Here is a 22,250-nt window from a genome sequence, read left to right as displayed (position 1 = left end):
CCGAGAGGACGCCATGAACACCGAACCCACCGCACCCGGCACCGCTTCAACGAAGGGCGCGGCCGACGGCACCCCGCCGGACCCCCGGCGCTGGCGCCTGCTCGCCTTTGTCGGGCTCGCACAGTTCATGGTCCTCCTGGACACCACGGTGGTGAACCTCGCACTGCCCGCCATCCAGTCGGACCTGCGGGCGAGCGCCACCGGCACCGAATGGATCCTGACCGCCTACATCCTCTGCTTCGGCGGTCTGATGCTGCTCGGCGGACGGACCGCCGACCGGTGGGGCAGGCGGCGCACCTTCCTGGTCGGCGCCGTCCTGTTCACCGCGGCCTCCCTGTGGTGCGGCGTCGCCGGCGGTACGGGCGTGCTCATCGCCGCCCGTGCCCTGCAGGGCTGCGGCGCCGCCTTCCTCTCACCCGCGGCGATGTCGCTGGTGACGACCATCTTCCCGAAGGGGAAGGAGCGCACCACCGCGCTCGCCGTCTGGGCCGCGCTCGCCGGCCTCGGCGGCACGCTGGGCGTCGTCGTCGGCGGCCTGATCACCGACAGCCTCAGCTGGCGCTGGATCTTCTACATCAACATCCCGTTCGGCGTCGTCGCCGTCATCGGCGTCGTCCTGCTGTCCCGGGGCCGCGCCGAGACCAGGTCCACCAGCGGCTCGCGCCCCGACCTGCTGGGCGCGATCACCGTCACCGGCGGCCTGGCCGCCCTCGTCTACGCCATCGTCAACATCCAGGAACACGGCTGGGGCTCGGCCGCCTACGTCGTGGTGCCCGCCGCGGCTGCCGTGCTCCTGCTCGTCGCGTTCGTCGTCGTCGAACTGCGCGCCGCCGACCCGCTGATGCCGATGCGGCTGTTCGCCACCCGCTCGCTCGTCACCGCGTCCATCGGCCGCGTCCTGACCAGCGCGGTGCAGGCCTCCGTACTCTTCCTGGCCAGCTACTACCTCCAGCGCACCCTCGGCTACTCGACCCTGAAGGCCGGATTCGCCTTCCTGCCGCTGGGCGTCGTGGCCATCGCCGTCACCGCACCGGCCACCCGCGTCATGCACCGCTCGGGGCCGCGCCCCGTCTACCTCGCGGGCGGCGTCGGCTCGGTCCTCGGCCTGGTCCTGCTCACCCAGGCGCCCGCGCACGGCAGCTATCTGCTCTACCTGCTGCCGGCGCTGCTGCTCCTGGGCGCGGCCATGCAGTGCTGCACCATTCCCGTCAACGTCCACGGCGTCTCCGACGTACCGCAGGAGGAACAGGGCATCGCCTCCGGCGTGCTCACCGCGGCCTTCCAGGTCGGCGCCTCCCTCGGAGTGGCCACCATCGCCACCAGCGCCCTGACCCGCACCACCGGCGAACTCGCCCACGGCACCGCACCGGCCGTCGCCTGGCTCGACGGGCTCCACCTGGGCTTCTGGATCGCGGCCGGCATCGCCGTACTCAACCTGCTCAACGCCTACGTCGGCCTGCCGGGCCGACGCCGCGCCCCGGCCGGGGCGCAGCAGACCGCCTGACCCCACAACGACAGGAGATCTCCATGGCCAGCCCGGGAGACACACTGCGCCTCGGCGAAGACCGGCTCACCTTCCTGACCACGGCGGCCCAGACGGGCGGCGCGTACGTGGAGGTGGCGGTGGACTACGCCCCGGCCGTCATCAAGCCGCCGGCCCACTACCACCCCAAGCAGACCGAGCTGATGAAGGTGGAGAGCGGCCGGGTCAAGGTCCTGCTCGACGGCAAGCTGCACGAATACGGTCCCGGCGAGGAGTTCTACATCCCGCCGGGTGTCGTGCACTCGCTGTGGAACCCGGGCCCGGAGACCACCCGGATCGTCTGGCGCACCACACCGGCGTTCCGCACCGAGACCGTCTTCGAGACCCTGTGGGGGCTGACCAACGAGGGCCGGCTGCGCCCCGACGGCACCCCCCGGCTCCAGATGCCGCTGCTGGCCCTGGAGTTCCGCGACGAGTACCGGGTCGTGACCGGCCGGCCGTTCCTGGTGGACATGGCGCTGTGCGCGGCGCTCTCCCCCGTATCGCTGGCCTGCGGCTACCGCTCCACCTACCGTCCGCCGCAGGTCGAGGAGGAGCGGAAGGAGGAGCACCAGGGGGAACACCTGTCCGTCTGATTCCGGCCGGTGGCCGAATTCTCCAGTCGCGCGCGAGGGCGGTTCGAGGTGCGCTCCCTAACGTCTGCGGCAACGGACACGGCTACGCGTGGAGGATGCGGACATGGCCAGCGAAGAGCACGGATTCACTCTCCCCGGCGCGGATCTTCCGGCGCCCGACGCCGACCTGCGTGCCCGGCGCGAGGCGGTCGTCGCCGCCCACACCATCGCGGAGACCGTCTGGGACATCCCCGGAGTGATGGCCACCTTCCCGCGTGGTGCCGTCTACCGGATCCAGGCCTTCGAGGAGAGCCCGTTCGTCGGTGAGGACGCCATCCGCAAGGGCTACTTCAACGACATGCAGGAGGCGTTCCCCAACCTGGAGCACGAGCTGCACCACGTGCACCACACGCCGACCGCGGTGATCCTGGAGGCCCAGGCGCGCGGCAAGCAGGAAGCCGACTGGCGCGGCATACCCAACAAGGGCAAGTCCATCGACGCGCCCGTGGCGGTCTTCTTCCACTTCGACGGCGACGTCCTGATCGACGAGACCCTGTACTTCGACGTCGCCACCTTCCAGCGTCAGCTCGGCTGACGGCTGCTCATGCCCGGCACCGCGGGGCCCCGTCCGTACGACGGGGCCCCGCGGTGCTGCGCGGAGTGTGCGGCTCCACCGGTGATCAGGCGGGATTCGAGCGGGCGTCGAGCGCCCGTTCATAGCCTCGTCCGAGTCGGCCCGTGACCGCACTCAGAAAGGATGCTCGAATGAGCACCGCGAACCCCCCAACTCCGGCCACAGGGAAGCAGGGGGTGGTCTTCTGGGCCATCCTCACGACCAGCGTCGCTTCCTTCATGGCGGGCCTGGACAACCTGGTCATCATCACCGCGCTGCCCACCATCAGCGAGAAGCTGGGCGGCAGCCTCAGTGACCTCGAGTGGACGGTCAACGCGTACACGCTGTCCTTCGCCGTCCTCATGATGTTCGGTGCCGCGCTCGGCGACCGCTTCGGCCGGCGCAAGGTCTTCTCCCTCGGCCTGCTGCTCTTCACCGGCGCCTCCGCGGCCGCCGCGCTCGCCCCGGGCGTGAACGAGCTGATCGCCGCCCGTGCCGTCCAGGGCGCCGGCGCGGCCATCATCATGCCGCTGTCCGTGACGCTGCTGACCGCCGCCGTCCCCGCCGAGAAGCGCGGCGCCGCGCTCGGCATCTGGGGCGCGGTCAACGGGCTCTCGATCGCCGCGGGCCCGCTCGTCGGCGGTGCCATCGTCGAGCACCTGTCCTGGCAGTGGATCTTCTGGCTCAACGTGCCCATCGGCCTGGCCCTGGCCCCGCTGTCGTGGCGCAAGCTCGCCGAGAGCAGGATCGCGAACTCCCGGCTCGACGCGATCGGCACCGTCCTCGCCAGCGCCGGTCTCTTCGGCATCGTCCTCGGCCTGATCAAGGGCCACGAGAAGGGCTGGACCTCGGCGTTCACGCTCACCGCGCTCATCGGCGGCGCGGCCGTCATGGTGGCGTTCGTCGTGTGGGAGAACCACACCGAGCACCCCATGGTCCCGATGCGGCTCTTCCGCATCAAGGCGTTCACCGCGATCAACCTCGCCGGCGCGCTGATGTCGGTCGGCATGTTCGGCGCGATCTTCCTGATGACGCAGTTCCTGCAGAACATCCAGGGCTACACCGCGATGGAGGCCGGCGTCAGGCTGCTCGCCTGGACCGCCATGCCGATGGTCGTCGCACCGATCGCGGGCATGGTCTCCGACCGCATCGGCGGCAAGCCGGTGGTCACCCTCGGCCTCGGCATGATGACCGCGGGCATGGTCTATTGGGCGTTCGTCCTGGAACCCGACGTCTCCTACGTCGCCCAGCTGCCGTCGCTGATGATCTGCGGCGCGGGCATGGCCATGTTCTACGCCCCGCTGATGAACCTCACCATGGGCTCGGTCGCCGAGCACGAGCAGGGCATCGCCTCCGGAGTCACCGCCGCCACCCGTGAGGTCGGCGCCGCCCTCGGTGTCGCCCTGCTGGCGTCGATCTTCAGCGCCAACGGCGGCTACGCCTCCCCGCAGAACTTCGTCGACGGACTGGTGCCGGCCATGTGGGTGGGCGCGATCGCCGTCGCCCTCGCCACGTTCTCCATGCTGCTGGCCCCCGGCCGGCGCGCCACCGGGACCGCCGTCGCGGCGAAGGCGGCCGCCCCGGCCGCCGAGCCGGAGACCGCCCCCGAACCGGCGGCCCCGGTGCACTGACCGACGGAACCACCCGACCCGAGAGGCAACCGAGGAAGCATGGCTATCGAGGAGATGAAGGTCCGCGACGCCTTCCGCATCACGCCGTCGCAGCTGTCGGACAACCGGGGCCACTTCTTCGAGGCGTGGCGGCTGAGCGAGCTGACCGAGGCCACCGGCCAGACGTTCTCGGTGGGCCAGGTCAACTACTCGGTGTCCAAGCGGAACACACTGCGCGGCATCCACGGCACGACGCTGCCGCCGGGCCAGGCCAAGCTGGTGACCTGCGTCCGCGGCGCGGCCCTGGACGTCGTGGTCGACCTGCGGGTCGGCTCGCCGACCTTCGGGATGTACGACACCACGCTGCAGGAGGCGGGCTCGGGCATCGGCGTCTACCTCGCCGACGGCCTGGGCCACGCCTTCCTCGCCCTCACCGACGACACCTGCATGAACTACCTCTGCACCGAGGAGTACGTGCCCGGCACGATGGTCGACATCCAGGCGCTCGACCCCGCGCTCGGCATCCCGTGGAATACCGCGGAGCCCTTCATCAGGTCCGAGAAGGACGCGGCCGCCCCGACCCTGTCGGAGGCGGTCGCCAAGGGCCTGCTGCCCACCTACGAGCAGGCCCGCGCCTCGTACGTACCCGCCGGAAAGGCCACCGTATGAGCACGGTCGCCGTCCTCGGCACCGGCACGGTCGGCACCACGCTCGCCGTGGCGTTCACCCGGGCCGGCCACGCCGTGCTGGTCGGCTCGGGCGACCCGTCCCGCCCGCAGGCGGAGCTGGCCGACGCCGGCATCCGCGTCACCAGCCACGCCGAGGCGGTGGAGGCGGCCGACTTCGTCTTCAACGCCACCCCCGGCGAGATCGCGGCCGAACTCCTCGGCGGCCTCGAACCGGCGCTGCGCGGCCGCATCCTGGTCGACGTCTCCAACGCGGCGGTCCGCGGCCCCGACGGCTTCCCGACCGGCCCCCTGGACCCGGCCACGAGCGTGGCCGAACAGATCCAGCGGGCCCTGCCCGACACCCGCGTGATCAAGACGCTCAACACGATGGACCAGCGCGTCATGGTCGACCCGACCATCCTCCCGGTCCCCCCGACCGCCTTCCTCGCCGGCAACTCCCAGCAGGCCAAGGCAGCGGTCGGCACGCTCCTGCACGACCTGGGCTGGAAGGACGAATGGCTCCTGGACCTGGGCGGCCTGCAGGCGGCCCGCGCCCTGGAGTCCAGCTACGTGATGCTCGGCCCCATCATCACCCGCTACGGCTTCGCCCCGTTCAGCCTGGCGATCGCACACTGAGACGGAAGAGCCCGCACTGGTCTGTCCTCGCCCGGGTGTTGGGCCCGGTACTCGACCTGTTCGCCACCACCGACAGGACCGCCGGCATCCGTACTCCGGCGGCGGTCAGTGGGGACACCGACCGTGCGACCAGCGCACTCAGGGCTCTGATGCTCCTCGGGCCGCAGGGAAAACCCCTGTGGGTTCCGCAAGGGCGATCGATACGATCACCTGCATGGGGCTCGACATCACCGTGCTGATCGCCGACTGGTCCTGGCTGGGTGAGGCTCCGGTCGAGGAGCGGCTTTCGCGGTTGCGGGATGCCTGGTACGAAGACGAGACCGGGCTGTGGGACCACGACGGACCGGCGACCGACGGTGGCTGGGAATGGCCGTGCGGGCCTCACAGCGACTCCTTCGCCGCCTACGAGTTCCCGGGCACGGCCGGTTCGTTCAAGGCCCATTTCTGGGCCGGGGAGGGGTGGGAGAAGGTACGCGAACACGCCGACCCGCTGGTACGGGCCGAGCTGGACACGTTCCTGGGCAGGCTGATCTGGCAGGGGGTGGATGGCGAGGGGGAGGACAGGGAGGATTGCGGCTTCTTCCATGACGACCCCGCCATCAGCTACGGCCTGCTGCTCTCGCTGTCGCCGGACGGCGTACGGGAACTGCTCACGACATGGGAGCGCGTATGCCCCCGGCTCGGCGGGCTGCGCGAGGCCTACGACGAGCACGCAGCCGTGCCCGACGGGCGGATCAGCGACTTCGGCTCCTTCACCCGTCTCCTGGACAACTGGGGCCACGTCCTGTCCGAAGCTTCACGGCGGGGCTGGGGAGTCGTGGGGCTGAGCGAGTAGCGCGCGGCTCCGCGCGCTCATCTCACCCCGCCACAGCCACCGCTCCCCGGCGCACCCCCGGCGCCCCGAGCAGTGCCGGCAGTGCCGCCCGCAGCCCGGTGCGCCAGTCGCGGATCGGGTCCACGTCGGTCGGCCGCCACCGGTCGTGTCCCAGGACCGTGTACCTCGGCGGGCGGGACGAGGTCGCCGGGACCGGGCGGATGCGGGACGGGTCCGCGCCCAGGAGGCGGAAGACCTCGCGGGCCAGTTCCACCCGGGTGCAGCGGCCTCGGCTCGTCGCGTGGTAGATGCCCGGTGACGCCGTGCCGCCCAGCGCGGCCAGGCCGAGGGACACCACCTGGGCTGCCGCGTCGGCGCTCCAGGTGGGCTGGCCGTACTGCTCCGCCGCGACCTCGACGAAGTCCCGCTCCCGCTCCAGCCGGACCAGGGCGCTCACGAAGCCGGCGGACCGTTCCCCGGCGAACGCGGCGCCGGCGGGGGCGAAGCGGCCCGCCCCGTACAGCCACGACGTCCGCACCACGTACCCCGTCCACGGCAGCAGCTGCAGCACCGACCGCTCGCCCTCCAGCCGGGTGCGGCCCCGGGTGTTCAGGGGGCAGGGGAGGGCGTCCTCGGCGTACGGGGTGCGGGCGTTGCCGGAGAAGACGTCGGCCGTGGACAGGTGGAGGAGCAGGGCGCCGAACTCGCCGCAGGCGTCGGCCAGCCGGCGGGGGGCCGCGCCGTTGACCTGCGGGGCACGGGCCGGGTCGGACGCCGCAGCGGTGTTGACCACGACCCCCGGCCGGTGGGCGGCCATCGCCGCCCGCACGGCACGGGGGTCGGTGACGTCGAGGTCCTCGTGGCCGAGCGCGGTGTACGGCTGGCCCGCCCGGTCGAGAGCCGGCAGCAGCTCCCGGCCGAGCAGACCCCGCGCTCCCGTGACCAGCCAGCGGGTCACAAGGCGGCCTTCTTCTTCAGCGGCTCCCACCAGTCGCGGTTGTCGCGGTACCAGGCGAACGTCTCGCGCAGGCCCTGGGTGAAGTCCTTGCGCGGGCGGTAGCCCAGCTCGGCGGAGATCTTGCCGCAGTCGACCGAGTAGCGCAGATCGTGCCCGAGCCGGTCGGCCACGTGCTCGACGCTCTCCCACGTGGAGCCGGACAGCTCCAGCAGGAGTTCGGTCAGCTCCTTGTTGCTGAGCTCGGTGCCACCACCGATGTTGTAGACCTCGCCCGGGCGGCCGCCGGTACGCACCAGCTCCAGGCCCTGGACGTGGTCGTCGATGTGCAGCCAGTCCCGGACGTTGAGCCCCTGCCCGTACAGGGGCACCCGGTGGCCGTCGAGGAGGTTGGTGACGAAGAGCGGGATGACCTTCTCGGGGAAGTGGTGGTGGCCGTAGTTGTTCGAGCACCGCGTGACCCGTACGTCCAGGCCGAACGTGCGGTGGTAGGACAGGGCCACCAGGTCCGAGGAGGCCTTCGACGCGGCGTAGGGGGAGTTGGGGCGCAGCGGGTCGGTCTCCGGCCAGGATCCCTCGTCGATCGACCCGTACACCTCGTCCGTCGACACGTGCAGGAACCGGGCCGGCCCGCCCGGGCGGTTCAGCGCCGCGTGCAGGAGCGTCTGGGTGCCCAGGACATTGGTGGTGACGAACTCCGCCGCGCCCTGGATGGAGCGGTCCACATGGGACTCGGCGGCGAAGTGCACGATCTGGTCGTGCGAGGCCACCAGCTCGGCGACGAGCCGCTGGTCGCAGATGTCGCCCTGGACGAAGGAGAAGCCGGGGTGGCCCCGCACCTCGTCGAGGTTGGCGGGATTGCCCGCGTACGTGAGCTTGTCGAGCACCGTGATCCGCACGTCGCCGGGGCCCTCGGGCCCCAGGAGCGTACGGACGTAGTGCGAGCCGATGAATCCGGCGCCGCCGGTGACGAGGATGCGTGTGTCGGTCATGACGAGATCTGCACCTTGCTGTGGTCGCCGAGAACGAAACGGTGGGCGGCGGGCATCCGCGGGGCGGGGGTCACCACGACGTTGCGCCCGATGATCGACGCCTCCACGCGCCGCACCCCGCGCAGCGAGGAGTCGTCCAGGACGATGGAGAACTCGATCTCGCTGTCGCTGATGGTGCAGTTGCGCGAGACGGACGTGAACGGCCCGACGTACGAGGAGGTGATCACCGTGCCGGCGCCGATCACCGCGGGCCCCACGATGCGGGAGCCGATGACCGAGGCCCCCTCCTCGATCTGGACGCGCCCGATGATCTCGCTGGCCTCGTCGACATCGCCCTCGATGCGCTGCTCGGAGGTCTCCAGGACGGACCGGTTGACCTCCAGCATGTCGGTGACGTTGCCGGTGTCCTTCCAGTAGCCCGATATCGTCGTGGACCGCACGTCGCGGCCGTTGTCGATCAGCCACTGCAGGGCGTGGGTGATCTCCAGCTCCCCGCGCCAGGACGGCTCGATGGAGCGGACGGCCTCGTGGACGGCGGGGGTGAACAGGTAGACGCCGACCAGGGCGAGGTCGCTCTTGGGTTCCTTCGGCTTCTCCTCCAGGCCGGTGACCCGTCCGTCGGGGCCGAGCTCGGCGACACCGAACGCCTTGGGGTCGGAGACCCGGGTGAGCAGGATCTGCGCGTCGGGCCGCTCGGAGCGGAAGCCGTCGACCAGGTCCGTGATGCCGCCCACGATGAAGTTGTCACCGAGGTACATGACGAAGTCGTCGTCACCGAGGAAGTCCTGCGCGATCAGCACGGCGTGGGCGAGGCCCAGCGGCGCGTCCTGCGGGATGTAGGTCACCTCGATGCCGAACGCGGAGCCGTCGCCGACGGCCTCCCGGATCTCGTCGGCCGTGCTCCCGACGATGATGCCGACCTGCTTGATGCCGGCGTCCGCGATCGCTTCCAGACCGTAGAAGAGCACCGGCTTGTTGGCCACGGGCACCAACTGCTTGGCGGATGTGTGGGTGAGGGGGCGCAGGCGGGTTCCGGCCCCGCCGGAGAGTACGAGAGCCTTCATGCCACCCGAGGCTAGAAGCGGCTACTTGAGCGCAGGTGGGGGATCGGCCGCGCCACAGGACGCCTCCAGGGCCGCTCGACCACTGGTGCAGATCCTCGAAGGGTTCCCCGACGCGAGCATGAGGAAGGCACCCCATGGCAGACGACCACCGCGCACTCATCCAGTCCTTCGTCGACATGATCAACAGTCATGACATCAGCACGATGAGCGAGCACACCGCGCCCGGGCACATCGACCACAACCCCGTGGTCGACGACGGCATCGAGGCCAACACGGAGTTCTGGAAGCAGATCTTCGCGGCGTTCCCCGACATCAAGATCGTCGTGCACGACCTGATCTCGGACGGCGACCGGATCTCCGGCCGCTTCGAGTACTCGGGCACCCACCAGGGCACCTTCTTCGGCGTGGAGGCCACCGGCCGCACGCTGACGTTCCAGTCGATCGACATATGGCGCGTCGAGAACGGGCTGCTGGCCGAGCACTGGGACCAGCTGGACATGAGCGGGATGTTCCACCAGCTCGGCGTCGACTTCTACGCGCTCCAGGGCGCCTGACACCCCGCCCCGCTGCGGACGGCCCGGTGGGCACGACGGTTCTCCGTCGTGCCCACCGGGCCGTCGTGCGCCGGGTCAGACCGTGTGCAGCGCTGCCGCCCGCTCGACCTCGTCCACCAGCCGGGCGTGACCGACGATCGCGTCACCGTGCGGGGCGAAGTCCTGTGCGTCGAGGACCGCCCGGGCGAACACCCCGGCGGTGTTGGTGAAGTGACGGTCCGGGGAGAGGGCGATCTCCTCCAGCCGGCCCTCGCGCTCGACCTTGAGCACGGGCGTGTACTCGTCGGGCGTGCTGAACGCGCGCTCCAGCCGCAGCCGCCCCCGGCTGCCCCACAGCTCGTACCCGCTGCGGTAGGCGTGCTCGACACCGTACGAGAGCTGCCCCGCCACCCCGGAGGGCGACTGGAGCAGCGCGCTGCCGGCGGGCCGAGGCCCGTGCGCGGACGGCGGCCGCACCTGCGCGCCCACCACCCGCAGCCCCGGCCCGAGGAACAGCTGCGCGGCACGCAGCGGATAGGCGGCGACCTCCGGCAGGGTGCTGGCCCGCCGCAGCCCGTCAGAGCCGTCCCGGGCCGGCTGGAGCGGGATGCCGAACTCCGAGGCGAACAGCTGGACGTCGCCGATCAGCCCGTCCGCCACCAGCTCCCGCACCCGCGCGTGCTGCGAGTGGTGGAGGAACATGAAGTTCTCCATCAGCAGCAGCCCGCGCTCGCGCGCCAGGGCCACCGCCTTCTCCGCGTCCGCGAGGCTCGTCGCGAACGGCTTCTCGCACCACACGTGCTTGCCGGCCTCCAGCGCCCGCAGCGTCCACTCCGCGTGCAGCTCCGGCGGCAGCGGGATGTAGACCGCGTCCACGTCGTCGCGGAGCAGCAGCGCCTCGTAGTCCCGCACCGGCGTCCCGCCGAACTGCTCGGTGAACTCCCGGGCCCGCTCGATCCGGCGGCTGGCCACGGCTGTGACCCGCACCAGCGGCTGCCGCTCCAGCGAGGGCAGGGTGCGGCGCCGGGCGATGTCCGCGCAGCCCAGCACGCCCAGCCGCAGCGCGCGTGCGTCCTTGCCCGTCATGCGTACACCCCGCTCAGCGACCAGGCCGCGCGCAGACCCGTCAGCAGGGTCCTGGCCTCGACGTTCAGATAGTTGCTGTGCCGCACCAGACCGGACAGCTGGGTCGCCGTCACCCAGGTGAAGTCCTCCGGTACGTCGACGGGGAACTCGTCCCCGACCTCCATCAGCACATAGCGGTTGCCGGCGTGGTGGAACCGGCCGCCCTCCTCCGACTGCACGGTGTCGTACAGCAGCCGGCCCGGATCCGCGCCCAGCACGACGTCCAGATAGCGGGGCTGCTGCTCGCGCGGCAGGGTCAGGGCCCGGCCCGGCTGGCACTGCACCGTGGGGCCGAGCTCGGCCACGTCGAGGACACCGGCCTCGGACCTGGCGTGCGTCAGCAGATGCGGCACCCCGCCGATGCGGCGGATCAGGAAGGCGGAGAGCCCCTGCTCGGCGGGGGCCAGCAGCGGCTGCGTCCAGCTCTTCACCTCGCGGTTGGCGGCTGCCACCGACGCGGCGATGACCGTGAAGTGATGGCCCGTGTCGTGCACGATCTCGTGGTCGGTACGCCGCCAGCGCTCCACCTGGGACAGCGGAACGGTCCGCTGCACGAGCTGGCGCCGGGCCTTGATCTCGGTCAGCCGGCTCAGGACGTGCTCGGTGGAGTGCAGCGAGGGCCCGCTGCCGGTGAGCGCGGGGATCAGCGAGAGCACGGTCCGCGCGTCCATGTTGATGACGTTGGACTCGTACAGCAGCTGGTTGATCTGGCCGAGCGTCAGCCAGACGAAGTCCTCGTGCAGCGGTACGTCACCGACGGCCTCGACCAGGATGTTGCGGTTGCGCTTGCGCAGGAACCAGGAGCCCTGCTCGGACTGGAGCGAGTCGTACAGCACCCGGGAGCGGGCGCGCGGCGGGGTGAAGTACTCGATGTAGCGCACCGAGGCACCCTTGTGCACGCCCGTGTAGTTGCTGCGCGTCGCCTGCACGGTGGGGGAGAGCTGGACCGTGTCGACGTTGCCCGGCTCCATCTTGGCCTGCATCAGGCAGTGCAGGACGCCGTCGAACTCCTTGACGACGATGCCCAGGATGCCGACCTCGGGCTGGTTGATGATCGGCTGGGACCAGGACAGCTCGTGCCCGTCCCACTCCGTGCGCACGCTCAGCCCCTCCACCGAGAAGAACTGGCCGCTGTCGTGCACCAGGTTTCCGGTGGCGTCCTCGAAGTGCCAGCCGACCAGGTCGGAGAACGGGATCCGGCGCACGTCGTAGCGGTTGGTGCGGCGCTGCGCGGCGAACCACTCGCGGAACACCGGATTGGGTGTCACCGCACTGTCGAGAGCCTGGGCGGACAGCGTGAACCGTCCCGCCTGGCTCGTGGCGACGCCCGGGGGCGCTGCCTGGGTGATGGTCATCAGGGAACTCCTTCGGCTTCTCCCGCGAGCCCAGGGCAGGCGGCCGCAGCACGACCATGGGCCAGCGCGATGGGCTGTCGCTGGAGAGCCGCCGCAGGACCGCTTGATTCCCCCTCGGGCCAACGGGCCTTCATTCCCGTGAAGTTATCACTGATAAATTTTCTAGCAGTACTAGACAGGTGGGGCCGGCTTCCTTACGCTGGGGCGTCATGAGAATCCTCTTTGCCGGCGCCGGAAACTTCGGCCACGTCTATCCCCTCATCCCCTTGGCGACGGCCGCCCGGGCGGCGGGCCACGAGGTCTCCTTCGCCACGGGTGAGCAGCTGCATCCCGCCCTGGTGCGGGCCGGCCTCGATCCGGTCAAGGCCGGACGCTCGGTCCCCGAGGCGTTCATGGAAGCGGTACGTGCCGCGGGCCACCAGGGCGGTGACCTCGGCGCGCAGGACGTCCCGCCGGAGGTCCTGACGGCCCTGCACATCGAGGTGTTCGGATCGGTGCTGCCCCGCTGGGTGGCCGCCGACCTGGCACCCCAGCTGGAACGGCTCCGCCCCGACCTCGTCATCTACGAGGCGCTCAACCCGGGCGCCTCCTTCGCCGCACGGCTCGCGGGCATCCCCGCCCTCGCGCACGGCGTCGGCCTGATGGCCCAGGGCCCCGAGGACCTGGCCGTCCAGGAGAAGCTGCTCGCCACCGCCGCCGACCTCGGCGTCGACGTGCCGGGCGGCCAGCTGCTGGCCCTGGCCCGTACGTACATCGACATCTGCCCCCCGTCCATCCAGGACCCCCACTTCCTGGCCGCGCCGCTGCCCCGCATCGAGCAGCGCTCGGTCGCCTACGCGGAGCCGGGCGAGCTGCCGGAGCGCTTCCGCGACACCTCCGAGCCGTTCGTCTACGTCACCCTGGGCACCGCGCTCGGCTCGGCCGACGTGCTGCGCACGGTCGTCCAGGGCCTGCTGCCGCTGGACGTGCCGCTGCTCGTCGCGGCCGGTCCCGTGGTGCCCGTCGAGGAGCTCGGCGAACTGCCCGACCGGGTGGTCGCCGTGCCGTGGGTCGCCCAGGCGAAGGCGCTGGAGAGCGCCTCGCTGGTCGTCCAGCACGGCGGCGCCGGCACCACGCTGGCCACGCTCGCGGCCGGACTGCCCCAGCTGGTGCTGCCGCAGGGCGCGGACGGCCCGGCCAACGGCAGCGCGGTGCGCGACGCGGGCGCCGGCGAGGTCGTCTTCGCCCCCGACCTGTCCGCCGACGCGGTCACCGAGGCGGCCCGCGGGCTGCTGGCGTCGGAGACCGCCCGCGCGGGCGCCCGCAAGGTCGCCGCCGAGATCGAGTCCATGCCGCTGCCCGCCGAGACCGTGAAGCGGCTCGGGGAGTTCATCGGCTGACCACCCCCGCTCCCGGCGGCCGGACGGCCGCCGGGACCCAAGACCCCGGTGTGCGTGCTGTGTCCCCCGCCGCGCGCACCGGGACACCCTCAGCACAGGGGGAGCGGCACCGTCCCCGTTGCGGAGAACGGGGCGGTGCCGCGTGCACCGGAGCGCGGCAGCAGATCGTCGACCGGCGCCCAGGAGCGTGCGCGCACCAGGGCCCGCAGCGTCTGCTGCACCTCGGCCACCAGCCGTACGGCCGAGGCGCGCTCGATCACGGACGGTGCGAAGTCCAGGCACAGCAACGGGTCCTCGCGCCAGCGCAGCACGCTCAGCGCCGCCTGCGCCGGGCCTGCTCCCAGCCGGCCGTGGTGGAAGCGCACGCCGAGCGGGCCGTACGCGCAAGAGGCCGGGAGCCATTCGTCGCGGGCCGCGAACAGCACCCGGGCCGGGGCCGAAGGAGCGAGGGCATGTGCGGTCCCTCGCCCCTCGCCCCCGGCCGGCGCCTCCGCGGCGGCCAGCGCCTCGCCGAAGGCGCACGCCACACCCCGCAGGAAGTAGTCCGTGGTGCCCTCCAGTGCGCAGGAGACCGGCACGCTCGCCGCACACGGAGCGACCGAACGCACCGGCGCCGCGCCGGGGTGGCGCGGCAGCTCGACGTCCACCGCCACGGTCTCCGCCCCGGAGCCGCGGCCGAGCGCCAGCGCCCAGGCGGCGAGCAGCACACCGCTGTGCGGCACCCCGGCCCGCCGCGCCGTCCGGTCCACCGCGTCACGCAGCGCCGTATCGAGCCCGAACCCCAGCCGCTCCGTACGGAAGCGCGGAACCGTGCCCCCCTCGTGCCCGCCGGATCCGGCCGGCACGCCCGACGGGGCCCCGTCCGGCAGCACGGTGTCCGGGGCGGGTGCGGGGGAGCGGTCCGGGGGCAGACCGTGGGTCACGCGGTGGTAGCCGTCGAGGAGTTCGCGCCAGACCAGGGCGGCGGAGAAGCCGTCGGCCACGGCCTCGTGGTGCACGAACGACAGCAGATGCCGGTCCGGGCCGAGCGCGGCCAGGACGAAGGCGAGCGGCGGGCTGCCCGGCTGTCCGGCGAGCCGGCGCAGATCGGCCGTCAGCCGCAGATGGGCGGCCGCGACCGGCTCGACTCCGGCGTCCGGCGGCAGATGCCGCAGGGTGACGAGCGGGGCCGGGTGCCGGTCGAGGACCCGGCGGGCCAGGCCCTGCCCGAACGGGGCGAAGGCGGTGCGCAGCCCTTCGTGCCGGGCGCAGAGCGCGTCGATCGCCGTCCGCAGCGCGGGCACGTCGAGCGGTCCGGTCAGCTCGGCGCTCAGCACCCGGTGCACGGCGTGCGCGCCGGCCTCCCGCTCGGCGGCGAGAGCGGCGGACTGCCCCGGCAGCAGGGGGCGCCAGGCGGGCCGGTGCGCAAGACGCGGAGAGGGGGCGGGCACCGGAACGGCCCGGTCGAGTACGTCCGCGAGCGGCGCGGGACCCATCAGCCGGTGCGGTTCCAGGCCGAGCCCCAGCGTCTCGCCGGCCCGCAGCCGCAGCCGCATCGCCCGGTCGTAGGTCCCGCCCAGGGTGATGAAGGGCGAACCGGCGGCCCGGGGCGCCAGGGTGCGCGCATCGAGGCCCATCACGTCCGCGGCCAGGTCGAGCAGCGCCTCCGAGGGAGTCGGGGTCAGCATGAGGTGGCCCTTCTGTGGCGGTCTTGCCGCGATGGTGGCGACTCCGGCTCGAAGGTCGCTCGAACGCGGCTGCACAGCGGCGGCCGTACCTCAATTCTTTCGGTAGCAGAAACCCTATCAGCGCTAGCTAGAGTTTCGCTGAAATGCTAGTATCGGGACCATGACCGCCCGAGAGCGCCGCCTTCGTGAGCAGGCCAACCGCCATCAGCTGATCCTCGCCACCGCGCGCGAGATGGCCGAGGAGGAGGGCTGGGACAACGTGACCACGCGGCGCCTGGCGGACCGCATCGAGTACAGCCAGCCCGTGCTCTACCAGCACTTCAAGAACAAGGACGCCATCGTGCACGCGGTGGCGACCGAGGGCCTGGGCGAACTCACCGCCGTGCTGCGGGCCTCCCGCCCCACGACGGAGGACCCCCGCGAGGCACTGCACGCGGCCGGCCGCGCCTACGCCGGCTTCGCCGCCCGGTGGCCCGCCCTCTACCAGGCGATGCTGGTCCTGGACACGGGCGAGGAGCGCGCCGACGAGCGCGAACCGCAGCCCCTGCTCGACGTGCTGGCGGAGATTCAGCAGGTCGTCGAGCCCGTAGCCGAGGGCCGCGACCCGCGCGTCCTGGCGGAAGTGGTGTGGAGCGCCTGGCACGGCCTGGTCACGCTCACCGGAGGCGGCCGGCTCACCGAGGACGGGACCGGCGACCGGCTGCTCCTGCTCACCGACGCCCTGGTCCAGCCCGCCGCCCAGCCCGCCTGATCGGACGGTCTGATCAGACCGCCGTGGTCTCGGCCGGTTCGCTCTTCGGGTCCGCCGCACCGACGTGCTCGTTGACCCGCTTGCCGAGCAGGATGAAGAGCAGGATGAGCCCCACGGTCAGCAGGATGTGGCCGAGCCCGGCCGTCAGCGGCACGACCTCGGCGATGTGGTCCTCGTCGCGGCCCAGCACGGTCAGGATGCCGTGGACGCCCATCATCGCGGTCGAGATGGCGATCCCGATGTTGTAGAACCAGAAGAACGCCGTGAACAGCTTCGAGCCGGACAGCCCGAAGACCTTGTCCAGGCCGAGGACGATCAGGAACACGATCATGCCCAGCGCCAGCAGGTGCGTGTGCATCAGCCCCAGCTGGGTCTCGCCGGTGAAGTCCTTGATCTTGGTGAACTCCCGGTAGAAGAGCCCGGAGATCACTCCCACGATCATGTAGACGTGCGCTGCGTAATACGACTTCCGCATGACGGAGTGCGCTCCCCTGGGTCGATTACCGTACGGATCACGCTCATTCAAGCATCCGGGTCCGGCCCATCGGTGTACTTCACAAGGACATCTCAAGCCCCCTTCGAGCGCCCTTCGAGCACCCCTCACGCGAAAGCCGACCGGCCCGTGCGCACGCGAGGCCCTGCCGTACGGCTCCGGAGGGGTATTGCCGTACGGCCCCGAGGGCGCCTTCCCCTACGGCTCCGGCGGCCGCCCCCGTACGAGAGCGGATCGCGGAACGGTCGCGGACCGCTGGAGCACGCCGCGACACAGCGGGCAGGCGCATTACCGTGACGCTGCCGAGGGCCAGGGCCTGTCGTCAGACTGCCGTCTGCCGCGGGCGACGAGAGCAGTCTGGCGACAGGCCCCAGGAGGCAGCCATGGAGGAACAGCACGCCACCCTGCGCGTACTGCCCGGGCGGCCCCGCCTGCGGCAGCTCGCCGACGCGGACGACCTGTCCGGCGCCCGGGAACCGCGCCCGGTCCGCGTCCACGTCGTCGGCACCGACCCGCTCGCCCGCGTCGGCCTGCGGACCCTCCTCGCCGACCACCCCGCGATCCACATCACCGGCGAGAGCGCACCCGGCCCCCAGCTGGCCCGCGCGCTGCGGACCTCACGCCCCCGGGTCCTCGTCGTGCACGGCGCCCTCCCCGCCGAGGAACGGCTGCCCCTGATGGGCGATCAGGACGGTCCTGACGGCCTCCGGATGCTCACCGTCGGCGAGACCCCCGGCGACATCCCCGCACACGGACACCTGCCCGGCACGGCGACGGCGGGCGAGCTCACCTCAGCGGTGGTGCTCGCCGCCGCCGGCTACACCCTCGTCGGCGCGGGCCGCCGCGCCCTCCCGCCGCCCGGCCCCCGGCTCTCCAGCGTCAGCCCCGACGAACTCACCGAACGCGAGGGCCAGGTCCTCGACCTCCTCGCCCGGGGCCTGTCCAACGCCGAGATCGCCCACGCCCTCACCCTGTCCGAACACACCGTCAAGACACACGTGCAGAACATGCTGCACAAGCTGCGGCTCCGCAACCGCGTCCACGCCGCCATCTACGCCTTCGAGACGGGCCTGCGCGGCACCACCGACTGACCCCGCGCCGACCCCCGTGCTGGAGAAGCGAACGAGACCCGCAAGAGATCCGCAGGAGACCGGAGGCACATACGCAGGCAAAGCTTTGCCCGTCCCCTTGCCCGGGCCCTACGCTCGATCGCGTCCAGGGTGCCCGCTCGACCCGCTTGCGGCTGTACGGCAGCGCGTCAACTCCAGGGGAATGGTCACATGCTGCAACAACCCGCGTTCGGACGCCGTCTGAAGAAGCTGCGCACGGCCCAGGGCTTCTCGCAGACCGCGCTCGCCGGAGACGGCATGTCCACGGGCTACCTCTCCCGCCTGGAGTCCGGCGCCCGCCAGCCCACCGAACGCGCCGTCGGCTACCTCGCGCAGCGCCTGGGCCTCGAACCCGCCGACTTCGAGGACCCGGCGGGCGGCTCACTGGCCCACGCCCTGACCCTGGCCGCCTCCACCGGCTCCGACGACGCCCTGCAGACCCTGCACGAGGCGCTGTCCGCCGAGGGCCACGAACTGCCGGTGCTGCGCTGGCAGGCACTGTGGCTGCTGGCCCAGCACCGCCGGGTGCAGGGCGACCACGCCGGCGAACGCGAACACCTCGAACGCCTGGTCCGGCTCGGCGGCGACGTCGGACTCGCGGAGCTGCGGGTCCGCGGACTGACCCGCCTCGCCCGCTGTCTGCGCTCGCTCGGCGAGATCAACGAGGCCGCGGACGCCGCCGTCGAGGCCGACCGCATCGCCCGCGAGGGCGCGGTGGGCGTCGACGACCACGCGGGAGTGCTGCTCGCCCTGGTGTCCGTACGCGCGGAGGCCGGCCGCATCCCCGACGCGCGGGCGTACGCCGACGAGCTGACCGCGCTGGTCGAGGGCCGCCACGACGCGCTGTGGGCGGAGGCCATGTGGACGGCGGCCGCCGTAAGGATGCGCCAGGGCGACTACGCGGGGGCGCAGGAGTGCCTCGGGCAGGCGCTGGAACGGTTCGCGGGCAACGACGACCTGGTGCTGTGGCTGCGCCTGCGCCTCGCCGCAGGCCGACTCCACCTCCAGAAGGTCCCGGCCGAACCGGAGGCGGCCGAGAAGTGCGTGGCCTCCGCCGAACAGGCGATGTCCTTCGTCGGCACCCCCGGCATGCGCCAGGAGCTCACCGCCCTCAAGGCGGACCTGGCCTTCATCACCGGCCGGTACGACGAGGCCCGCACCCTGCTCGGCGAACTCGCGGCGGAAGAGCCGATGATGACGTACCGCGACCGCATACGCCTCGACATCCTGCGCAACCAGCTGCGGGTCCTCAACGGCGACGAGAGCGGAGTGCGGGGCCTGCGCGCCCTGGCACAGCAGGCACAACAGGACGCCAACATCGACCTGGCCGCCGAGATCTGGCGGATCCTCGCCGACGCCCTCTCCCAGATCCAGCAGCCCTCGACGGGTTCTGCACCGGCCGGGTCCACGCTCGTGGCGACCAGCACACCCACGCGGACGGGGAGCGGAACATGAAGCAGACCACCACGACCGACGACACCGCGGCAGGCCGGACCCCGGACCCGGCGACGCCCGGCACCACCCCGGCCCCCACCCGCCCCGCACCCGGACGCGCCACCGCCGTCATGGCGGCGCTGTCCGCGTGCTGACCGAGGCGGTCTGGTGCCCGAACGGCGCTGCGCGCGCACCGGAATCGGTCGTCCTGGGAGTGCGCTCGGGCGTGGACGGACAGGTGACCTATCTCGCCGACCCCGTACCCGCCTCTGTGGTCCTGGACCAGGTCCCCACGGACATCGAACCGCACCGCCTCCTGCGATTCGCCTCGCACTGCTCTGCCGCCTGCACCCACCACAGCGCTGACCACTGCACCCTGGCCGAACGCACGGTCGCGGCCCCCGCCCCCGCCGGCCCCGCCCCGCACTGCCACCTGCGCCGCGCCTGCCGCTGGTGGCACCAGACGGGCCCGGCGGCCTGCGCCCACTGCCCGGCCCTGACGGAGGGCCTGGCGGGCCGCTGACGCATACGGGATGATCACTGGATTCCGTACGCCGACCGGCTACTGAGCGCAGCGCACTCCGGGGGACCTCATGCACCGCTTCACCCGCCACACCGGCAGAGTACTGGCCGCCGTCGCTCTGCTGGCGGGCCTGACCACGGCCTGCTCCGGCCCGTCCGCGACGCCGAAGGCTCCGCAGCCCCGGCAGACGGCGGCCGCCACCGCCACCCCCGCGCCGCAGCCGACGCCCCGGCCCGACCGGGAGCGTCTGGACAAGATGGCCCGCGACGTGCTCAACGGGACGGGCGAGCCGGACTGGGACGACAAGGACCTCGTCTCGTCCGGCTCTCTCGCGATCCCCGGAATGAACGTGGACGAGACCGTCAAGTCCGGCACCGCCCTGCGGATAGAGGTGGCATGCGCGGGGGACGGCAAGGTCACCTTCACAGCCGTCTCGGGCTCCGCCAGAACCACCGAGCGCGTCGACTGCGCGCAGTCGATGAGGAACAGCTTCGACTTCACCACGGCCGCCCCGAGCCTCGCGATCCAGGCGGACTCCCCCGATCCGGAAGGGGTGGGCACCGCCTACGTGGTGCGCCGCCCCGCCTGACAGGCCCGGCGCTCAGCCAAGCGAACCCCCGGTGTTCAGGATCATCCGCTGGAGCACCTTCAGCGCGGTGACGTAATCGGCATCGTCGATCCCCTCGTGGATCCGGGCCCGGATGGCCGGCGCATGCGCCTTGAGCCCGACCCGCGCGTCCTCCCCCGCCGAGGTGATCCAGACCCGCCCCTCACCGTCCCGCCGGAGCCACCCCCGCTCCACCAGCACATCCGCCTCGGCCGCCAGGTCGTCCTCGGCCCGGAGGTAGGACTCCATGGCCTCCCGAAGCTCGGAAACGGTTCGCCCGCGCCCGTCGGGCGACAGATCGTTCTCCGACAGATTGCGCAGCAACCAGAACTGCGGCTGGCTGAACCCCAACTCGGCCTGCCGCGCCCGAGTGAACGCGATGAGCGCCTCGTACGCCACGCCGGTCCAGTAGGCGGCCGGCTGCGCGGCGAGCTCGGCGTCGGGGGTGTGCTGGGTCGTGGTCATGTGCGGTGCTCCTCGTTCGTGATCGTGGAAGATCGCTGATGGGAGCACCGTAGAAACTCAAGTGGAGTTGAGGTCAAGGGTGATGCCGATGATGCTGTCTGACTCGGCTTCGGCCATGCCCTGGCACGGCGGTGCTCGCTGTCAGGACGAGGTGAAGGCCAGGGCGGTGTTCTGGCCGCCAAAGCCACTGGAGTTGGTGAGCGCGAGGCGGATGCGCTGACTTCTCGGGGTGCCGGTGACGAAATCGAGGTCGAAGTCGGGGCGGTCAAGGTTGGCCGTCGGAGGGACTTGTTGCTCGGCGACGGCTCGTACGGTGAGAGCCGCCTCAATGGCGCCGGCAGCTCCAAGGGTGTGCCCGAGCGTGCCCTTCGGCGCGGTGACAGTGGCGTGACGTCCGAAGAGACGCTCCAGCAGGGCTGCCTCGATGGCGTCGCCTTTGAGGGTGCCAGTGGCGTGGGCGTTGACATGGTCGACGTCGAGTGGTGAGGCTCCGGCTTGGCGCAGAGCGATGGCGATGGCCTGGCTCAGTCCGGCGCCGTCGGGGTGAGGGTCGGTGATGTGATGGCTGTCGGCGGTGGCCCCGAATCCAGCCAGGCGTGCAAGAACCGTGGCTTTGCGGGCTGCGGCGTGGACGGAGTGTTCGAGGACGAGTACCGCTGCCCCCTCGCCCAGGACGAATCCGTCGCGGTCGGCGTCGAACGGGCGTGACGCTGCGCCGGGGTCGGCCCGGGGTGCGGCCAAGGCGTTCATACGTGTGAACGCGGCGGTCACGACAGGAGCGATGGGTGCCTCACTGCCTCCGGCGAGGGCGATGTCGCAGGTGCCGGCATCGATCATCTGAGCAGCGATGCCTATGGCGGTTGCTCCTGACGCGCAGGCGGTGGCGACCGCGAGGTTCGGTCCTGTGGCGTTGAGGCGCAGGGCGAGTTGTCCAGGGAGCATGTTGGGGGCGAACATCGGGATCGTCAGAGGGGAGACTTTGCGGCCTCGTATCTGGTGCGTGATCTGGGACTGCAGGGTGGCCACACCTGCGAGCGCGGTTCCCATGACGACGGCGACGCGCGTGGGTTCCCAGCAGCCGGGGTCGAGCCGGGCTGCGGCGAGGGCTTCGTCGGCGGCGGTGAAGGCCAGCTGACTGTAGCGGTCGGTGCGCCGGGCCCAGGCGCCGGAGACGCGGCGGGCGCTGTCGTGGTCGGGGACTCGGCAGGTGGGCAGGGGCGTCTGCTCGGCTGTGAGGGGCATGGCGCGGGCGGTGGGCCGGCCTGCCAGAAGCGACTGCCACGTCGCGTCGGTTCCTGTCCCCCCAGAGCTGACGATTCCCAGGCCGGTGACAACGGTTTGAGGTGTCGGCGGCATGTCC

24 protein-coding genes are annotated in these 22,250 nt (G+C 71.8%); 15 read left to right on the top strand and 9 right to left on the bottom strand.

Going from position 1 to position 22,250, the window contains the following annotated elements; genetic code table 11:
* Positions 1-13 precede the first annotated feature (13 nt).
* The 7 genes from RLT58_RS35350 to RLT58_RS35320 all read left to right on the top strand — a co-directional run bounded on the left by RLT58_RS35350 (position 14) and on the right by RLT58_RS35320 (position 6,459).
* The gene (locus RLT58_RS35350) at positions 14-1,504 is read left to right on the top strand and encodes an MFS transporter (RefSeq protein WP_311314817.1); all 1,491 of its coding nucleotides are present in this window, start codon (positions 14-16) and stop codon (positions 1,502-1,504) included.
* 23 nt (positions 1,505-1,527) lie between these two features.
* Positions 1,528-2,118: a cupin domain-containing protein gene (locus tag RLT58_RS35345; RefSeq protein ID WP_311314816.1), complete on the top strand. Its 591-nt coding sequence runs from the start codon at positions 1,528-1,530 to the stop codon at positions 2,116-2,118.
* A 103-nt stretch (positions 2,119-2,221) separates the two neighbouring features.
* Positions 2,222-2,692 carry a nuclear transport factor 2 family protein gene (locus RLT58_RS35340; protein ID WP_311314815.1) on the top strand — a complete coding sequence of 157 codons (471 nt, stop codon included), beginning with the start codon at positions 2,222-2,224 and terminating at the stop codon, positions 2,690-2,692.
* Between the two features lie 170 nt (positions 2,693-2,862).
* A complete protein-coding gene (locus RLT58_RS35335) occupies positions 2,863-4,341 on the top strand; it encodes a DHA2 family efflux MFS transporter permease subunit (RefSeq protein WP_311314814.1) in 1,479 nt (492 codons plus the stop codon).
* 39 nt (positions 4,342-4,380) lie between these two features.
* A complete protein-coding gene (locus RLT58_RS35330) occupies positions 4,381-4,989 on the top strand; it encodes a dTDP-4-dehydrorhamnose 3,5-epimerase family protein (protein WP_311314813.1) in 609 nt (202 codons plus the stop codon).
* Positions 4,986-5,624, top strand: a complete 639-nt coding sequence (locus RLT58_RS35325) for an NADPH-dependent F420 reductase (RefSeq protein ID WP_311314812.1) — start codon at positions 4,986-4,988, stop codon at positions 5,622-5,624. The genes RLT58_RS35330 and RLT58_RS35325 overlap by 4 nt, the downstream gene beginning before the upstream one ends.
* Before the next feature lie 214 nt (positions 5,625-5,838).
* Positions 5,839-6,459, top strand: coding sequence for a hypothetical protein (locus tag RLT58_RS35320; protein WP_311314811.1), 621 nt, complete (start codon positions 5,839-5,841; stop codon positions 6,457-6,459).
* A gap of 22 nt (positions 6,460-6,481) precedes the next feature.
* On the opposite strand, the gene RLT58_RS35315 is transcribed toward RLT58_RS35320, so the two are convergent.
* Genes RLT58_RS35315 through RLT58_RS35305 form a run of 3 tightly spaced genes read right to left on the bottom strand, consistent with a single transcriptional unit; the run spans position 6,482 to position 9,449 of the window.
* On the bottom strand, positions 6,482-7,396 hold the full coding sequence (locus RLT58_RS35315) for an SDR family oxidoreductase (protein ID WP_311314810.1): 915 nt from the start codon (positions 7,394-7,396) through the stop codon (positions 6,482-6,484).
* The gene (gene rfbB, locus RLT58_RS35310) at positions 7,393-8,385 is read right to left on the bottom strand and encodes a dTDP-glucose 4,6-dehydratase (RefSeq protein ID WP_311314809.1); all 993 of its coding nucleotides are present in this window, start codon (positions 8,383-8,385) and stop codon (positions 7,393-7,395) included. Before rfbB ends, RLT58_RS35315 begins: the two co-directional genes overlap by 4 nt.
* A complete protein-coding gene (locus RLT58_RS35305; protein WP_311314808.1) occupies positions 8,382-9,449 on the bottom strand; it encodes a glucose-1-phosphate thymidylyltransferase in 1,068 nt (355 codons plus the stop codon). Before RLT58_RS35305 ends, rfbB begins: the two co-directional genes overlap by 4 nt.
* 134 nt (positions 9,450-9,583) lie before the next feature.
* On the opposite strand from RLT58_RS35305, the gene RLT58_RS35300 reads away from it, so the two are divergent.
* The gene (locus RLT58_RS35300; protein WP_311314807.1) at positions 9,584-10,003 is read left to right on the top strand and encodes an ester cyclase; all 420 of its coding nucleotides are present in this window, start codon (positions 9,584-9,586) and stop codon (positions 10,001-10,003) included.
* 75 nt (positions 10,004-10,078) lie between these two features.
* Here RLT58_RS35300 and RLT58_RS35295 read toward each other — a convergent pair whose 3' ends face one another.
* Together RLT58_RS35295 and RLT58_RS35290 are read right to left on the bottom strand one after the other, a co-directional pair.
* Positions 10,079-11,068 (bottom strand): Gfo/Idh/MocA family protein, encoded by a 990-nt coding sequence (locus RLT58_RS35295; protein ID WP_311314806.1) that lies wholly within the window; start codon positions 11,066-11,068, stop codon positions 10,079-10,081.
* Positions 11,065-12,462, bottom strand: a complete 1,398-nt coding sequence (locus RLT58_RS35290) for an NDP-hexose 2,3-dehydratase family protein (protein ID WP_311314805.1) — start codon at positions 12,460-12,462, stop codon at positions 11,065-11,067. The genes RLT58_RS35295 and RLT58_RS35290 overlap by 4 nt, the downstream gene beginning before the upstream one ends.
* A 209-nt stretch (positions 12,463-12,671) precedes the next feature.
* Between RLT58_RS35290 and RLT58_RS35285 the strand changes: the two genes are divergently transcribed.
* A complete protein-coding gene (locus RLT58_RS35285) occupies positions 12,672-13,841 on the top strand; it encodes a glycosyltransferase (RefSeq protein ID WP_311314804.1) in 1,170 nt (389 codons plus the stop codon).
* Positions 13,842-13,930: 89 nt separating this feature from the next.
* Here RLT58_RS35285 and RLT58_RS35280 read toward each other — a convergent pair whose 3' ends face one another.
* Positions 13,931-15,508, bottom strand: coding sequence for a condensation domain-containing protein (locus RLT58_RS35280; RefSeq protein ID WP_311314803.1), 1,578 nt, complete (start codon positions 15,506-15,508; stop codon positions 13,931-13,933).
* Positions 15,509-15,668: 160 nt separating this feature from the next.
* On the opposite strand from RLT58_RS35280, the gene RLT58_RS35275 reads away from it, so the two are divergent.
* On the top strand, positions 15,669-16,259 hold the full coding sequence (locus RLT58_RS35275) for a TetR/AcrR family transcriptional regulator (protein WP_311314802.1): 591 nt from the start codon (positions 15,669-15,671) through the stop codon (positions 16,257-16,259).
* A 13-nt stretch (positions 16,260-16,272) separates the two neighbouring features.
* Here the strand turns inward: RLT58_RS35275 and RLT58_RS35270 are convergent, their stop codons facing one another.
* Entirely contained in the window at positions 16,273-16,734 is a 462-nt protein-coding gene (locus RLT58_RS35270; protein ID WP_311314801.1) for a DUF2871 domain-containing protein, read from the bottom strand.
* 401 nt (positions 16,735-17,135) lie between these two features.
* Here RLT58_RS35270 and RLT58_RS35265 point away from each other — a divergent pair, with 401 nt between their 5' ends.
* The 5 genes from RLT58_RS35265 to RLT58_RS35245 all read left to right on the top strand — a co-directional run bounded on the left by RLT58_RS35265 (position 17,136) and on the right by RLT58_RS35245 (position 20,407).
* On the top strand, positions 17,136-17,843 hold the full coding sequence (locus RLT58_RS35265) for a response regulator transcription factor (protein ID WP_311314800.1): 708 nt from the start codon (positions 17,136-17,138) through the stop codon (positions 17,841-17,843).
* A 189-nt stretch (positions 17,844-18,032) separates the two neighbouring features.
* Positions 18,033-19,316 carry a helix-turn-helix domain-containing protein gene (locus RLT58_RS35260; RefSeq protein ID WP_311314799.1) on the top strand — a complete coding sequence of 428 codons (1,284 nt, stop codon included), beginning with the start codon at positions 18,033-18,035 and terminating at the stop codon, positions 19,314-19,316.
* Complete coding sequence (locus tag RLT58_RS35255) at positions 19,313-19,450, top strand: hypothetical protein (protein ID WP_311314798.1); 138 nt, start codon at positions 19,313-19,315, stop codon at positions 19,448-19,450. The genes RLT58_RS35260 and RLT58_RS35255 overlap by 4 nt, the downstream gene beginning before the upstream one ends.
* Before the next feature lie 71 nt (positions 19,451-19,521).
* The gene (locus RLT58_RS35250) at positions 19,522-19,818 is read left to right on the top strand and encodes a hypothetical protein (RefSeq protein WP_311314797.1); all 297 of its coding nucleotides are present in this window, start codon (positions 19,522-19,524) and stop codon (positions 19,816-19,818) included.
* A gap of 70 nt (positions 19,819-19,888) precedes the next feature.
* Complete coding sequence (locus RLT58_RS35245; protein WP_311314796.1) at positions 19,889-20,407, top strand: hypothetical protein; 519 nt, start codon at positions 19,889-19,891, stop codon at positions 20,405-20,407.
* Between the two features lie 12 nt (positions 20,408-20,419).
* Here the strand turns inward: RLT58_RS35245 and RLT58_RS35240 are convergent, their stop codons facing one another.
* Positions 20,420-20,890: a winged helix DNA-binding protein gene (locus tag RLT58_RS35240; protein ID WP_311314795.1), complete on the bottom strand. Its 471-nt coding sequence runs from the start codon at positions 20,888-20,890 to the stop codon at positions 20,420-20,422.
* Between the two features lie 141 nt (positions 20,891-21,031).
* Positions 21,032-22,246, bottom strand: coding sequence for a beta-ketoacyl-[acyl-carrier-protein] synthase family protein (locus RLT58_RS35235; protein WP_311314875.1), 1,215 nt, complete (start codon positions 22,244-22,246; stop codon positions 21,032-21,034).
* Positions 22,247-22,250: the final 4 nt, after the last annotated feature.

The organism is Streptomyces sp. ITFR-16, assembly GCF_031844705.1.
Classification (GTDB): Bacteria; Actinomycetota; Actinomycetes; order Streptomycetales; family Streptomycetaceae; genus Streptomyces.
The sequence above is the reverse complement of the archived record's forward strand: the minus strand, read 5'-3'. Positions and strand labels throughout refer to the sequence as shown.